The following is a 15,043-nucleotide window of genomic DNA, read 5'->3' on the forward strand; positions in this document are numbered from 1 at the left end:
AAGCTAACCTGCACTCCCCTGCCCCTTTCCAGAACCGGCGAGCAAGCGACGATGCATTCAAGACCCTCAGAAACGATCCGCTGGGGCATCGTCGGCGCCGGCGTCATGGCCGAGCAGTTCGCCAGCGATCTGGCACTGACGGAGAAAGCCGCGCTCACCGCCGTTTCCTCCCGCACGCCTGAAAAGGCCGCGGCCTTTGCCGCGCGGCATGGCAATGTCACGGCGCATGCCGCTTGTCAGGCACTTCTGGGCGATCCTTCAGTGGACGCGGTCTACATCGCCACGCCAAACGACACGCATTTCGAAATCGCCCGCGCCGCCATCGAGAGCGGCAAGGCGGTTCTGGTCGAGAAGCCGCTGGTGACCACCAGCCGGGATGCCGCCCGGTTGGCGACACTTGCCTCGGAGCGCAGCGTCTTTCTGATGGAGGCCATGTGGACGCGCTTCCTGCCGGCCATCGCCAAAACCAGGGCGCTGATCGGGGAAGGCGCAATTGGCGAGGTCACGCGCCTGCGCGGCAGCCTCGCCTTCCACCACCCCTACGATGCCGAAAGCCGCTTCTATTCCAGAGCCCATGGCGGCGGGGCCATGCTCGATCTCGGCATTTACGGCATCTCGCTCGCCCGCTACCTGATGGGCGAGCCGCTGGAAGTTGATGGCGAATGGCGACAGGCCCCAAGCGGCGTCGACAAATCCGCCTCGGTCACGCTTCTGTTCGACCGGGACGTCGAGGCGCATCTTTCCTGCTCCTTCGAGCATGAGGGCGACAACTGCTTCATCATCGAGGGCAGCGACGGGGCGCTGGTTTTGCAGCCCCCCTTCATTGCCGCAAACGCCGTCCTGCATTGCCGCAACCGGCTTGCAGCCCGCCTTGCCGCCTTTCCCGGTCAGTCGGCCCTGTCCCGCGCCATTCGCAAATTCGCGCGAGGCGCGCCATTGCCGGGCATCCGCCGGCACGCTTTTCCCCGCGCGGGATACGGACTTCAGTATGAAATCGCGGTGGTCGGCGACGCTCTCCGCGCCGGCCACACACATGACCGGCGCAGCGCCCCGCTCGACACGGCGCGCACTCTGGAAATCATCGAAACGGTTCTTGCCGAGCAAAACCGGAAGGGTTGAGGACCGCTCAGTCCTTCTGCGCCTCCGGCTTGAAAGCAAAATGCGTTTTCGGCGTGTAATCATGCTCGCCGGCGCTCAGCGCCAGAACGAGCTCGGTCAGGTGCAGGGCCACCTTTCCTGAATAGAAGGGCATGCTGCCGCCAGAGAGGGCCTTCGCCTGCTCTGCAACGCCCCGGACAAAATCGATCCGCGAGGGATAGGCAGGCAGGGCCTTGCCATCCTTCGGCGCGCTGCTCGCAACGCGCCGGCCGGGCGTGATGCGCAAAGGCAGGGTGCGCCCGATGCGGTTTTCGATCCCGTCGAGAACCTTCTGCAAAAGGCTGCGCTCACGCCCCGGCGCGGAAAGGTGGATTGCGGAGTTGTCGTCCCACAGGTCGCGCAGGATCATGCTTCCACGGTCGCCAAGCACGGTGAGCGAGCGGTCGCGCGGTGCTGCCAGCCCACAGGTGATCCGTGCCTTGACCCCGCTCTCGAAGGTCATGATGCCAACGGAGAAATCCGGGGCCAGCGCCTCGCCTTCAAGCTCCGGCCCCTTTTCGGCAAAGCAGAGGGCGGATGACGCCGACATATGCACAACGGGGCCGAACAGACCGACCAGCCAGCTCATGGCATAGCCAGCATGCTCCAGCGTGCACCCGACCTTGAACTCCTCGGCGCCCGGCCAGCGCGCGCCAGAGCGGCTGCGCCAGCTTCGCCAGTCGGCGCGAAACACAGGACCGTCTTCCATCTCGGCATAGACCAGCCGGGGCGCGCCGATGTCACCGCGCGCCAGGATCTGCGAGAATGTCCGGTAGGCCGGGCTCAACCCGTTGGCGGGCGCAGTGCAGAGAATGAGGCCGCGCTTTTCGGCCAGCGCTGCAAGCTCTATGGCCTCATCCAACGACATCGCCAGCGGCTTCTCACAATACACATGCTTTCCCGCTTCAAGGCAGGCGCGGTTGATTTCGTAATGGCTTTCCGTGCTCGTCAGATTGACGACAATCGCAACATCAGGATCGCTTAGAAGCGCCGGCTGGTCCTCATAGGCGCGCACACCATGAAAGGCGCAAAAGCGCTCCAGCCGCTCAGCCTTGCGGTCCCACACACCGGCAAGTTCAAGCCCGGGGTGGTTGGCCAGCGTGGTCATATAATAATCGGCAACAAAACCGGTGCCGATGAATGCGATTTTTGTCATGGGAGCGCCTCAATTTGAGACGGCTTACAATTACCCGCCTAAGTTTTCCAGAGGACGCCAGTCTAGTTTTTCAGCTCCCCGATCATGCGCAGCACATCATCTTCTGCCCGGCGCCCGCCGAATTCTTCAACAATTCCAAAGGCTCCGCCATAGCCCCAGATAGACCAGGAAAAACCGCGCTCCTCGGCCTGCGCGATCATGTCACGCATATAGGCCGCTCTCCATTCGGCGGGCATCACATCCGGGTTCTGATATTCCTGACGGATCATCCCGAACTCACCGAGAATGATGTTCGCAGGATCGACACCATACTTCGCCGCCCAGTCGGCAACGATGTTGAAGGGGGCCGCCATTTCGGCTGCCAGTTCCTCCTTCGTGTCGACACCGGCGATCAGCTCGTCCAGATAGGCCAGCATGCCGGCGCGGCGCAGGAATGGCGCGTCGTTGCGAATGCGTTCGCGCGCCTTCTCAATGGCTTCGGCCAGTGCTTCCGGGTGCGCATGCGGCGGATAGGGAACGCGCGTCACATAGCGGATGAAATCGCCGGCCCACAGCGCGCCCTGCGAGGTCAGGACAAACGGCGCATAGGAGTGAAAGCCCCAGAGAATGTTGTCGTCGGGAATGGTGTTCGGGTTGAGCGCGGCAAGCCCTTCCGCCGTTCCCCAGCATGCGCCGGACAGTATCAGCGTCGTGCGTGGAGCCGACGAGCGCGCAGCGGCAAAGAGCCTGCCCAGCTGCTCGTCCCAGGCAGCGCCTTCCGCGCCCTCGCAGCCCGTCACCGGCTCGTTCAGAAGCTCGAATGCGACCATGGCCGGGTCTTCTGCGGCGAGTGTGCGCCCCATCTCTCGCACCAGGTCCAGATAGCGCTCGAACAGGGCCTCGTCGCGCAGGATCTCCTCAACGCCTGCAAAGCGGTCCGCGCCGCGCGGAATGGGATGCAGATCGACGATGACCTTCAGGCCCGCCGCATTGATTGCGCGCGCGCCTTCGAGAACGGAAGCAAACAGCCTGTCGCGGAAGCCGGCCGATTTCGGCGACAGGAACGGGATCGGATCGACCGGCATGCGCACGAAGTCGAAACCCGTCTCCTTCAGAAGCGCCAGATCTTCGGCATCGATCTTGCGACGCCATTCGGGATAAGGCAGGAGCACATCTTCCTGCGTCCACTCCGCTTCATCGGGCCATGTGTCCCAGATGTCGAGGTTGACGCCACGGGCAGGCGCAAACGTCGCTGCCTCAAGCGGTCCCGCGAAACAGGCCAGAAGGCTTGCCGCCGCCAGAAAGCCCCTGAACCGCATTGTTCTGCCCACCATGGCGGCGCTCCTCTCTCCGATCCTTCCGAGCGCGCATCAGCGCCCACGGCATACCAGTGGGTATCAGCCCCGGATTAACGAAATATAGCGATTTGCTTGCATACGGTGCACGCGCCGGTTGCGACCGGCAAAACGCATTTGCGCAAGGGAAAGATGATGACGGTGACTGACCGATGGCGGCCTGAAACGGCAGCCGGGGGATTTACGCGCGATGACGAAGACATCGCTTTCTACACGCGCATCAACGCCCTTGTCCGCCCGGACATGGTGCTGGTCGACCTCGGTGCGGGACGCGGTTCGCGCTTCGATGAAGGCACCTCTCCCTTCCGCAAAGATTTCTGCAATTTCCAGGGCAAGGTGAAGCACGTGATCGGCCTCGACGTCGATCCGGTGGTCATGGAACACCCGCATCTGGACGAGGCGCATGTGATCGAGCCGGGCGGCAGGCTACCGCTGGCGGATTCGAGTGTCGACATCATCGTGTGCGAATGGGTGATCGAGCATGTCGAGCATCCGCAGGAATTCGCCGACGAGATCCACCGGGTGCTGAAGCCCGGCGGCTGGTTCTGCGCCCTGACGCCGAACAGCTATGGCTATGTGGGCATCTCGAACCGCATCATCCCCGACAGCGTGAAAGACCGGCTGATGCGCCTTGTCTGGCCGGAGCGGCCGCATGAGGACGTGTTCCCCACCTTCTACCGCATGAACACGATGGGCAGTGTCCGTCGCGCCTTCGGCGAGGAGAAGTGGACGCATCACGGCTACACGGCCAATGGCACGCCGCGCTACCACGGCAACACCGCGATCGGCTTTGCTGCGGTCGCCTTCTTTCAGGCGATCATGCCGCCGCCGATGCGCACCAATCTTCTGGTGTTTTCGCAAAAACGTCCGGACGCCGCAGCAGCGCGCGTCGAGGCCGTAAAAGCCGCCTGAAAATCCGGAAATTTTGCCCGGAATTTCGTCATTCCGGGCAAAATTTCCGAAAAAATCACCGAATGAAAGAATTCGGGCGGCCAGTGGGCGGCCGGGGGGCCGCCCGTCAAAATCAGTGGATCGCCTGCGCCCGGAACTCGCCGGGCTGGCCGCCATTGGCGGCATCCTGTTCGGCCTGACTGGCAAGCCCGGCGGCAACCACCGAAACACGGAACGTGCCTTCAAGCTTGTCGTCAAAGATCGCGCCGACGATGATTTCGGCGTCGTCACCGACCTCTTCGCGGATGCGGGTCGCGGCTTCGTCGACCTCGAACAGCGTCATGTCGCGGCCGCCGGAGATCGAGACCAGAACGCCGCGGGCGCCCTTCATGTTGGCCTCGTCCAGAAGCGGGTTGGCGATGGCGGCTTCAGCAGCCTTCATCGCGCGCGCATCACCCGTCGCCTCGCCCGTGCCCATCATCGCGCGGCCCATGTCACGCATGACAGAGCGGACGTCGGCGAAGTCGAGGTTGATCAGGCCTTCCTTGACGATCAGATCCGTGATGCAGCGCACGCCCGAATAGAGAACCTTGTCGGCCAGCTCGAACGCCTCGGCAAACGTGGTCTTGGCGTCGGCAATGCGGAACAGGTTCTGGTTGGGAATGACGATGACCGTATCGGCGGCCTGACGCAGAAGCTCGATGCCCTGCTCGGCAATGGCCATGCGGCGATTGCCCTCGAAGGTGAACGGCTTAGTGACGACAGCCACGGTCAGGATGCCGGCATTGCGCGCGGCAGCGGCGATGACCGGCGCTGCACCCGTGCCGGTGCCGCCGCCCATGCCGGCGGTGACGAAGCACATATGGGTGCCCGACAGATGATCCATGATCTCGTCGATGGTCTCTTCGGCAGCAGCCTGACCGATCTCCGGCAGCGAGCCCGCGCCGAGACCCTCGGTCGAATTCGCGCCCAGCTGGATCAGCCGTTCGGCCTTGGACATGGTCAGCGCCTGCGCATCGGTGTTGGCGCCGATGAAGTCCACGCCCTGCAGATTGTGCGCGATCATGTTGTTGACGGCATTGCCGCCACCGCCGCCGACACCGATGATGGTGATCTTGGGGCGCATTTCAGAAATTTCGGGCTTCTTCTCGTCCGTCATTGGGCCTTGGTCCTTCCTGGGGGCAAGCGGCGACAGCGAATCGCTCCGCCCGCGCGTCCGCCTGAAGGAATCAGAGTGCGCCGGCTTGTTCAAGTGTGCGCAACGCCCTGAACACCCGGAGTTTACAGCTCTGATTCAAATGTGATGACGGCCTGTAACGCTTTCAATGGCGGCTCACGCATTATCCGCCTCGACACCCTCACGCAGCGTCCTCAAGACATCCGGGTCCGCCGACTGGACGCGGCTCCAGTTGGGGATGAAGGGCGTCTCCATGGGATGTTCGAGAAAGGTATGGCCTGCCTCGACGATGTTCGCGGCAAAAAGCTCCACAGCCTTTTCCTCCCTGTGACGGTCCACATGGAGCCCGTTCATCACCGCGTCGTTGTAGTAGCGTTCGATCAGGTCGAGCGCGAGGCGGTAATAGGTGGCTTTCAGGGTGCGGAAATGCTCCTGGCTGAAGACGACGCCATCGGTGGCGAGCTTGCGGAAGATCGCCTTGGAAATGTCGATGGACATGCGCGAGAGACCGCGTGCGGCATCCTGTGCCGAAAGCGGCTGGTGCTTGTGGTCGTAACCGTCGCAGATATCCACCTGGCAAACCGCATGGCGGCCGAGATTGCGCCACGCCTCGGACAGGACACCGATCTCCAGCCCCCAGTCGGAGGGGATGCGGATATCCGGCAGAATGGAGGTGCGCATGGCGAATTCACCGGCCAGCGGGTAGCGGAACGCCTGCAGATATTCGACATAATCGCTGTGCCCGAAGGTGCGCTGAAGGGCGAGCAGAAGCGGCGCAATGAGGAGCCGGCTCACGCGGCCATTGAGCTTTCCGTCCGCAACGCGCGGATAGTAGCCCTTGCAGAACTGATAGGGGAAGGACGGATTGGCCAGCGGATAGACCAGCCGCATCAGCATTTCGCGCGTGTAGGTGATGATGTCGCAATCATGCAGGGCCACCACATCGCTGTCCTGACAGGCGAGCGTATAGCCCATGCAGTACCAGACATTGCGCCCCTTTCCAGGCTCCTCGGGCGCAAGCCCCAATGAGGACAGACGCTTCTGGACCGCCTTCAGGCGCGGCCCGTCATTCCAGAGGATCGAATGGCGCTGCGGCAGCCGGGCGAAATATTCCTGCGCGAAATGGAACTGCTCTTCACTGGCGCGGTCGAGGCCGATGACGATGTGATTGATGTAATCAACCTCACAGAGTTCATCAACGATCCGCCCCAGCGCCGGCGCTTCAAGCTCGGAGAAGAGCGACGGCAGGATGAGCGTGATCCTTCGCCGTTCGGCGAAAAGCCTGAGCTGGCGCTCCATCTCTTCCGGCGTGGTCGTGCCGAGATTGTGCAGCGTGGCCACGCTGCCGCTCTGCTGGAAATCCGACATGGCGCTCCTCCCTATTCCGGTGCGTTCAACAGTGCGAGGATTTCCTCGTTCCAGCCTTCAGGTCCGGGAAGCCTTGCCCATCGTATCACCCCACCCTTTACCGGTGCGAACGGGGCGAGACCGGCATGGGCCGGATTGGGTATGACAATCCCGATATCGACGCTCTGCAGCATGGCGACATCATTGGGCGCATCGCCCAGCGCTACGCTGACCAGAGCTTCGTCTTCCGTGCGGTAGCGGGCAAAAAGTTCGTCCACCCGCGCGCCCTTCGTTCCGCCGAAGGAGAGCGTGGCAAAGCGCCCGCCCTTTTGAACGGTGACGCCGTTCTCCTTCAACGCGGCACAGAAATCTGCGTAGCCCTCTTCCGTGCCGTTCCAGAGACCGGGTTCCGAAAAAGCGCGCTGTTTCGCGCGCGCGGCAGCCTCCATACTCAGGCCGGTGCGGGCCGCAACCTCTTCTGCGCTCCAGTCGGAAAAGCCAGTGAAATGCCGGCGCAATTCTGATGGAAGCGCATCCAGCGTGCGCATGAGGCGTTGATGTCCGGACGCCACGGGCTCGTCACCAGCCTCGTGCTCCGGCGGCAGAATGCCAGCGCCGTTTTCCACGATTGCAGGACAGTCGGCAAAGCCGGCCGCCTGCCGGATCGGCGCGACCTCGGCTGCGGTCTTGCTGGATGCAAGGATGAGGCGGTGCCCTTCGGCCCGCAACCGCGCAAGCGCCGGGCGGGCTGCATCGAAATCATAGGTCTCGTGGTCGAGCAGCGTTCCGTCCAGATCGCTGAAGACAATGAAGGACCGCCGGGCGCTCATGAGACCTGCCGCCGGTTGGAGATCCAGCGCGTCTGGTAGGGCGCGAAGGCAATGTCGCCGGCAAGCTGCGCCACCGGATCGCCGGTCAGGAGATCGTGCCAGTCATCGCCCTCGATCAGGTTCAACGTCATGGACGGCACGCTGCGCTCCTCATTGGTGAGATTGGAAATGGCAAAAATGCTCTGCGAGCGGTCGAGGCTCTGCCGCCAGAAGCCGAAGAAGGCGTCGCCGAGCTGGAGGGTGAACTGGGTGGCGTTGGGATGGAAGGCCGGCTGCGCGGAGCGCACACGCACCATGGCCCTGAGGCGTGAAAGGACACGCGCCGGTAAGGTCTGCGGATCGTCCAACTGCTCCCGTAACGCGGCATAGTCGAGTCGTCTGCGGTTGATCGCACGGTTGTAACCAAGCTTCTCGACCCCGTCATAATCGTTGCGGGTGGCGAGCAGCGCATGAATGTAGAAGGCTGGAACGCCCTCAAGCCCCATAACAATCGCCTGGCTGCATAAGAAGCGCTCGAGCTGGTGATCGTCGACGCCCTGATGTGTGCCGGCAAACGCGTCGAACAGCGCCACGTTCAATTCGTAGGGGCGCTCGCCATCCGGCCTTGCGTAACAGGATACGCGACCGCCAAAGCCCTTCACCGTTTCGATGACCCGTGCGATCTCGTCTTGCGGGATCAGCCCCTCTGCCGGGCGCAGGCCGATGCCGTCATGCGAGGCGGAGAAATTGAAATAGGTGCAGCCGAGCTGGGCCGGTGGCATGGCCATCTGCCAGGCGTTCAGATATTTCGACGTGCCGCCCAGAAGCGCATGCAAAAGAAGCGGCGGCAGCGCGAAATTGTAGATCATGTGCGCTTCGTTGCGATTGCCGAAATAGCTGAGATTCTCGACATTCGGGACGTTGGTCTCGGTGATGAGAACGATCGGCTCTTCGCGATAATCGCACAGGAGACGGATCAGCCGGATGATCTCGTGCGTCTGGCGCAGATGGATGCAGGGCGTGCCGACCTCCTTCCAGAGAAAGGCCACCGCATCGAGGCGGATGGTGCGCACGCCATGCTCGATATGCCCGCGTATGATGTCGAGAAACTCCAGCAGGACACGCGGATTGGCAAAGTCGAAATCCACCTGATCGTGACTGAACGTGCACCAGACATAACGGCTGCCGCTTTCGGTCCTGAATTCACGCAGCAGCGGATGCGTGCGCGGCCGCACCACAGCGCTCAGATCGTCGTCGGGGCTTGCTTCCTTGAAAAAGCCGTTCCACGGCTCGTGGCCCTGAAGAAAATCGGAAAACATGCGGGCCTGGCTCGAACAGTGGTTCATCACCAGATCGGACATGAGGCGGAAATGCCCGGCAATGCGTGCGATGTCCGCCCAGTCGCCCAGCTGGCTGTTCACCTGACGATAATCCGTGACGGCAAATCCATCATCGGAGGTGAAAGGGAAGAAGGGCAGGATGTGAATGCCGGTGAAGACGCCCGCCAGATAACGTTCGGAGAAATCGTGGAGCAGATCGAGCGGCTTGTGCTCGCCATCGACGAGCGTGTTGCCATAGGTGATGACGTAGTTGTCCTTCTCGCTCCACAGTGCGTTTGCGGGAAGACGGCCGCGCCTGCGCGGCGCACTGGCCGCGCCGAAGAAAGCCCTTTCGGCGCTGGCTGCCAGTTCGGCGGGATCGTGATCCGGATAGATGGAGGCGAGAAGCTGGCGCAGACCGTTTCGCAGTCTGGCGGGCGCGGCCGCCCGGGGCTGGCGCGCTGCTTCTCTCACAGTCATGGGCTGAACCGGCCATGTTGCATTGCAGCATGATGACGCGGGACGGCGACGATGACAAGAGGCCGCACGGGAAGCGACTGCAATTGCGGATGCGCCACCGGCTGAAGCCGTTTATAGAATGGCCTCATGCGTATTCTCGATATCAAGACATTCGTGGCGCTCGCCCGCAACCGGCATTTCGGCCGCACGGCGGAAGAGCTGAACACGACACAGCCGGCGATTTCGAGCCGGCTTGCGGCCATTGAGGCCGAACTGGAAAGCCGGCTGATCAACCGCGGCGATGGCAGCTTTGCGCTGACCGCCGATGGCGAGCGCGTGTTGCAGAGTTTTGAGGCGATCCTTGGCGATATCGACCAGTTGCGGGGCACGCTTCAGGGCGACGCCGTGCCGGCGCTGGAGCCGCTGCGGATCGGGGCAATCGATTCCGTGTCATCCACCTGGATGCCGCATCTGATCGACTCGCTGCACCGGAGCTTTCCGAACCTGAAGATCGAACTGACGGTCGACGGCACGAAACATCTCGTTCAGGGCATGACCAAGGGCGAGTTTGACGTGATCTTCTCGCTGCACCCGGTGCTGGATGACGGTTTCCGAAGCTTCACTTCCTGCGTGCTGCAGATGGTGTGGGCCGGTTCGCCCAAGCTGATCGACCCGAACAGGACCTATAGCGTGGCGGAACTGGCGAGCCTGCCGATCATCAGCTTTCCGAAGAATTCGCCGCCCTACCAGATGATCGCGCCCTATTTTCACGACGAGCAGGCACTGGCCTCGAAGCTGACCACCTGCAACTCGCTCTATGCAATCATCAACCTGATCATTGACGGGTTCGGCGTGGGCGCGATCCCCGCCGTGACCATCAGGCGCGAGTTGAGCATGGGCCTCCTGCATCAGGTGCAGGTGTCGAAGCGCTTTCCGCCCATGCACATCGTGGCCAGCTATCAGGCCTCGACCCATCAGGACTTCATCCGCAAGGTCATCAGCCAGGCGCGCATCAGCGCCGCGCGATTTTGCGCCAGTGTGGAACCGGACATGGCCTGGATCGACTGATCCCGGCAGGAAACACAAAAAAGCCCGGCATCTTTGCCGGGCTTTTTCTTATCCGTGCCGTTGCGGCTCAGGCCACCATGATGTGGCGGGCCTGCGTGTATTCCAGCAGCGACTGCATGGAAAGATCCGAGCCATAGCCGGAGTTCTTCATGCCGCCATGCGGCATCTCGGTGGCGAAGACGCCATGGGTGTTGACCCAGGTGACGCCGTATTCGAGATCGTTGGCAAGACGCAGCGCGGCGCCGGTGTCACGCGACCAGACCGACGAGGCAAGGCCGTATTCCGAAGCGTTCGCCCAGCTCAGCGCCGTGTCCGGTTCATCGAACTCGGTGAGCGTGACGACGGGGCCGAACACCTCTTTCTGCACGATCTCGGCGCCGATGGGCGCACGCACCAGCGTCGGCTCGTGGAAGAAGCCTGCGCCATCCGGCTTATTGCCGCCAGCGACGATGTCCGCACCCGATGCGCGGGCGCGCTCGACGAAGCCGGCGACGCGCTCCTGCTGGGCGGCGCTGATCAACGGGCCGAACTCAACATCCTCACGCTCCGGCGCGCCGTAAACGAGGCTGCCGATCATGGCGGACAGCTTGTCCGTCAGTTCATCGGCAATCGCCTTGTCAGCGAAGACGCGGCAGGCTGCGGTGCAGTCCTGACCGGCATTGTAGAAGCTGGCCTCGCGCATCGTGTCGACAACGCTGTCGAGATCGGCGTCCTTCATCACAATGACCGGGGCCTTGCCGCCAAGCTCGAGATGGGTGCGCTTGATCTGCTCGCCGGCAGCCGCCTTGAGGATGGCGCGACCGGTGCGCACATCGCCGGTCAGCGAGATCATGCGCACGAGCGGATGGGTGATGAGCGGCTGGCCGACATCCGGGCCGTTGCCGCAGATGACATTGACGACGCCGGCGGGCAGAACCTCGTTGAGGATCGCGGCCAGACGCAGAAGGCTGAGCGGCGTGTTTTCCGATGGCTTGATGACCACGGTGTTGCCCGCGCCGATGGCCGGGGCAAGCTTCCATGCGGCCATGAGCAGCGGATAGTTCCACGGCGCGATGGACGCGATGACGCCAAGCGGATCACGACGCAGCATGCTTGTCATGGTGTGGGCGCGATAGCCGTCTGCGGCGACGCCCGGCATGTTGCGCACAGCGGTCGCGTAGAAGCGGAACACGTCGGCCACATTGGCAAGCTCGCCGGCCTCAACGAAGCGGCGCGGCTTGCCGGCGTTCAGCGATTCAACCTCGGCGAGACGGGCTGCGTTTTCCTCGATCTTGTCGGCGACGGCCCACAGCATGCGGCTGCGTTCCTTCGGCGTCGTGCGGCGCCAGCGCTGGAACGCGCGGTAGGCGGACTGCACGGCGGTGTCGATCTGGCCTTCGCTGGCCGAGGCGACACGGGCGAGCTCGGTCCCGCGTGCGGGATCGAATGCGGTTTCCTCCGCGCCCTCACCGGCGACGAACTCACCATCGATGAAAAGACGTGTTTCAAGGCTGCTCATGCGTGTCTCCATTCGCTCAAGGGCGATCGGTTTTCAAAACTGTATGTGAATGCGTCAGGCAGAACGCGGCCGAAGCCGCTATTCCCCTTCGGACAGAACGCGCAGGCGCGCCGGATCGATGGCGAGGCCAACCGTCTCGCCGCGCTCGAAATCGAGATCGTGCGGGGCCAGAACGCGGATTTCTTCCTTGCCGATCTGGATCACGTAGCGATTGCGCGCGCCAAGATAGACGCGGGTGCGCACCTTGCCCTCGATGACGCCCTCGCCCTTCGGCTTGATGGCCACATCTTCCTGACGCAGTGCGACGACGGCCGGGCCACGGCGCGTTTCGTCCTTGCCGACCGGCAGGGTCTGCCCGTCGGCAAGTGTTGCCACCGGCCCGCCAGCTTCTTCGGTAATATTGGCCGACACGAGGTTGGCCGCACCAAGGAAGCTCGAAGCGTAGCCGGTGGCGGGTTGGGCGTAGATCTCGCGGGGAGCCCCCTCCTGCTCGATCTTGCCCTTGTTCAGAAGAATGATGCGGTCCGAAAGGCTGAGCGCCTCTTCCTGATCGTGCGTGACGAACAGGGTGGTGAGGCCGAGACGCTTGTGGATCTCGATGAGCTCGACCTGCATGTCTTCGCGAAGCCGCGCGTCGAGATTGGACAGCGGCTCGTCGAGAAGCAGGATCTGCGGACGCGAAACGATGGCGCGGGCGAGCGCCACGCGCTGCTGCTGGCCACCGGAGAGCTGGTTGGGCCGGCGGTCGGCCAGATGGCCGAGCTGCACGGTCTCCAGCGCATCACGCACCTTGTCGCGCTGCTCGTCAAGCGTGCCGATGCGGCGCATGCGCAGCGGGAAGCGGACATTCTCGGCAACGCTCAGATGCGGCAGAAGCGCGTAGGACTGGAACATCATCGCGATGTCGCGCTTCTCGGGCGGCAGGTCGGTGACGTCGCGCCCGCCGATCTCGACAGTGCCGGAAGTGACGCTTTCGAGACCCGCAACGATGCGCAGAAGCGTGGTCTTGCCGCAGCCGGAGGAGCCCAGAAGGCTGACGAACTCGCCGGATGCGATATCGATGGAGATGCCGTGAAGAACCTCGACCGGGCCGAAGGATTTCTTGATGGCGTTGAGACGGACTTCAGCCATGGATCAGGTGCTCGCGAAACGGTGCAGGCCAAGCATCCGGTCGATCACGAAGATCAGAAGGACGGTCAGGCCGATCATGATGGAGGAAACGGCAGCCACCGACGGGTCGGGGCTGAATTCGAGCTGGCCGTAGATCTGCACGGGCAGCGTGGTCATGCCGGGCTTGCGCAGGAACAGCGCCAGAACGGCCTCATCGAAGGAGATGTTGAAGGCGAAAAAGGTGCCTGCCGCAAGGCCGGGAAGGCACTGCGGAAGAACCACCAGCCGAAGCCGCTGGAAACGGCTCGCGCCCATGGTCTGCGCCGCTTCCTCGAGGAAGGGGTTGGACTCCGACAGGACCGCCAGCGTGGTGCGGATGACATAGGGCGTGGTGATGATCGTATGGCTGACCCACAGGGTAAGCACCGACACCGGCCCGAAGATCGCGCTCCACAGCATCAGCATGCCGATGGCGTAGATGATGGTGGGCAGAACCAGCGGCGACAGAAACAGCGTCGAAAGCAGGCCCGAGAAGGGCAGCTTGCGCCGGTGGAGCGCGATGGCCGCCGCACCGCCCACGAGACAGGAGGTGACGGTGACCAGAAGCGCCACCTGGATGCTGATCCAGGCCGCATTGAGATAGGCGTCGGACGACAGGACCGCCTCGTACCAGCGCAGCGAGAAGCCCGTTGGCGGGAACGAGATGAACTGGCTTTCCGAAACGGACACACCAACGATCACGACCAGCGGCGCGAGAAGGAAGATGCCCGTCAGGACGACGAAGGCGACAGCGCCGATGCGCAGCGGAGTGGAAACGGCTCTAACCATTGGAGCGCCCCGAAAGTCTGGCATAGGGCATCAGGAGAACGATGATGCCGAGGAACAGGATGACAGCCTGGGCTGCGGCGAAGGGCCAGTCGAGCGTCTGCGTGACCGAACGGTAGATGGACGCGGCCAGAACCTGAATGCGGGCGCCGCCCAGCAGGTTCGGCGTGACGAACGAGCTTGCCGAAAGCGTGAAGACCAGCAGCGAGCCGGCGACGATGCCCGGCACCGAAAGCGGCAGGACGACCGTGCGCAGGGTCTTCAGGAAGGAACAGCCCATGGTGCGCGCCGCCTCTTCAAGCCGGCTGTCGATGCGGGTGATGACGCCGAGGATCGACAGGGTCATGAAGGGCAGAAGCACCTGCACCATGCCGATGACGATGGCGGTCTCGGTCTGCATCAGACTGAAATTGCGCCCGACGAGGCCAAGGTCACGCAGGACCTCGGGCACGAGGCCGCTGCGGCTCAGAAGCACCATCCAGCCGAAGGTACGCACGACCACGGAGGTCATCAGCGGCAGGATCACCATGATGACCAGCCAGAGCCGCAGCTTCGGGCTGACATGCGCCATGATATAGGCCATCGGGAAACCGATCAGCGCGCAGATGAGCGTGATGATCGCCGACAGGCGCACGGTGCGCCACAGCACATTGAGATAATAGGGGTCGCTCAGGAAGCGGGTGAAATGGGCCAGGGTCAGCCCGTTCTCGCCCGAGACAGACAGCATCAGCATCTGTGCAATCGGCACGAAGAAGGCGAGCACCAGGAGCAAGAGGCCCGGCAGGATCAGAAGCGAGTTTTCCGCGCGGTCTGTCATGGTCGTCCTTGTTTCAGCTTGCATTGGACCGGTGAAGGCCCAGCGGGTTTGGCCGCGCGAATGTGCAGGCGCAAGGCGCGGCGCCGCAAGGGGATG

The 15,043-nt window shown here is 63.1% G+C and carries 13 protein-coding genes; 3 read left to right on the plus strand and 10 right to left on the minus strand.

From position 1 onward, the window contains the following. The first annotated feature begins 51 nt into the window (after positions 1 to 51). Positions 52 to 1,119 carry a Gfo/Idh/MocA family protein gene (locus DEJ54_RS01775; RefSeq protein WP_113153053.1) on the plus strand — a complete coding sequence of 356 codons (1,068 nt, stop codon included), beginning with the start codon at positions 52 to 54 and terminating at the stop codon, positions 1,117 to 1,119. A 7-nt stretch (positions 1,120 to 1,126) separates the two neighbouring features. Here the strand turns inward: DEJ54_RS01775 and DEJ54_RS01780 are convergent, their stop codons facing one another. Both DEJ54_RS01780 and DEJ54_RS01785 read right to left on the minus strand, forming a co-directional pair. Beyond that, the gene (locus tag DEJ54_RS01780) at positions 1,127 to 2,293 is read right to left on the minus strand and encodes a Gfo/Idh/MocA family protein (RefSeq protein WP_113153054.1); all 1,167 of its coding nucleotides are present in this window, start codon (positions 2,291 to 2,293) and stop codon (positions 1,127 to 1,129) included. A 62-nt stretch (positions 2,294 to 2,355) separates the two neighbouring features. Beyond that, positions 2,356 to 3,606 (minus strand): glycoside hydrolase family 5 protein, encoded by a 1,251-nt coding sequence (locus tag DEJ54_RS01785; RefSeq protein ID WP_113153055.1) that lies wholly within the window; start codon positions 3,604 to 3,606, stop codon positions 2,356 to 2,358. A gap of 156 nt (positions 3,607 to 3,762) precedes the next feature. Between DEJ54_RS01785 and DEJ54_RS01790 the strand changes: the two genes are divergently transcribed. Beyond that, positions 3,763 to 4,539: a class I SAM-dependent methyltransferase gene (locus tag DEJ54_RS01790; protein WP_113156018.1), complete on the plus strand. Its 777-nt coding sequence runs from the start codon at positions 3,763 to 3,765 to the stop codon at positions 4,537 to 4,539. 112 nt (positions 4,540 to 4,651) lie between these two features. On the opposite strand, the gene ftsZ is transcribed toward DEJ54_RS01790, so the two are convergent. The 4 genes from ftsZ to DEJ54_RS01810 form a co-directional block, all read right to left on the minus strand. After that, positions 4,652 to 5,677: a cell division protein FtsZ gene (gene ftsZ, locus DEJ54_RS01795; protein ID WP_113153056.1), complete on the minus strand. Its 1,026-nt coding sequence runs from the start codon at positions 5,675 to 5,677 to the stop codon at positions 4,652 to 4,654. Between the two features lie 174 nt (positions 5,678 to 5,851). Beyond that, positions 5,852 to 7,063 (minus strand): glycosyl transferase, encoded by a 1,212-nt coding sequence (locus tag DEJ54_RS01800; RefSeq protein ID WP_113153057.1) that lies wholly within the window; start codon positions 7,061 to 7,063, stop codon positions 5,852 to 5,854. An 11-nt stretch (positions 7,064 to 7,074) separates the two neighbouring features. Then, the gene (locus tag DEJ54_RS01805; protein WP_113153058.1) at positions 7,075 to 7,872 is read right to left on the minus strand and encodes a mannosyl-3-phosphoglycerate phosphatase; all 798 of its coding nucleotides are present in this window, start codon (positions 7,870 to 7,872) and stop codon (positions 7,075 to 7,077) included. Then, positions 7,869 to 9,650, minus strand: a complete 1,782-nt coding sequence (locus tag DEJ54_RS01810; RefSeq protein ID WP_113153059.1) for a sugar phosphorylase — start codon at positions 9,648 to 9,650, stop codon at positions 7,869 to 7,871. The genes DEJ54_RS01805 and DEJ54_RS01810 overlap by 4 nt, the downstream gene beginning before the upstream one ends. Before the next feature lie 126 nt (positions 9,651 to 9,776). Between DEJ54_RS01810 and DEJ54_RS01815 the strand changes: the two genes are divergently transcribed. Beyond that, on the plus strand, positions 9,777 to 10,697 hold the full coding sequence (locus DEJ54_RS01815) for a LysR family transcriptional regulator (protein WP_113153060.1): 921 nt from the start codon (positions 9,777 to 9,779) through the stop codon (positions 10,695 to 10,697). A gap of 67 nt (positions 10,698 to 10,764) precedes the next feature. Here the strand turns inward: DEJ54_RS01815 and DEJ54_RS01820 are convergent, their stop codons facing one another. The 4 genes from DEJ54_RS01820 to DEJ54_RS01835 form a co-directional block, all read right to left on the minus strand. Beyond that, positions 10,765 to 12,195: an aminobutyraldehyde dehydrogenase gene (locus tag DEJ54_RS01820; RefSeq protein ID WP_204360843.1), complete on the minus strand. Its 1,431-nt coding sequence runs from the start codon at positions 12,193 to 12,195 to the stop codon at positions 10,765 to 10,767. Positions 12,196 to 12,273: 78 nt separating this feature from the next. After that, on the minus strand, positions 12,274 to 13,326 hold the full coding sequence (locus DEJ54_RS01825; protein ID WP_113153062.1) for an ABC transporter ATP-binding protein: 1,053 nt from the start codon (positions 13,324 to 13,326) through the stop codon (positions 12,274 to 12,276). Positions 13,327 to 13,329: 3 nt separating this feature from the next. After that, positions 13,330 to 14,133: an ABC transporter permease gene (locus tag DEJ54_RS01830; protein WP_113153063.1), complete on the minus strand. Its 804-nt coding sequence runs from the start codon at positions 14,131 to 14,133 to the stop codon at positions 13,330 to 13,332. Beyond that, on the minus strand, positions 14,126 to 14,947 hold the full coding sequence (locus DEJ54_RS01835; protein WP_113153064.1) for an ABC transporter permease: 822 nt from the start codon (positions 14,945 to 14,947) through the stop codon (positions 14,126 to 14,128). The genes DEJ54_RS01830 and DEJ54_RS01835 overlap by 8 nt, the downstream gene beginning before the upstream one ends. Between the last annotated feature and the right edge of the window lie 96 nt (positions 14,948 to 15,043).

Source organism: Nitratireductor sp. OM-1, assembly GCF_003296175.1.
GTDB lineage: Bacteria > Pseudomonadota > Alphaproteobacteria > Rhizobiales > Rhizobiaceae > Nitratireductor > Nitratireductor aquimarinus.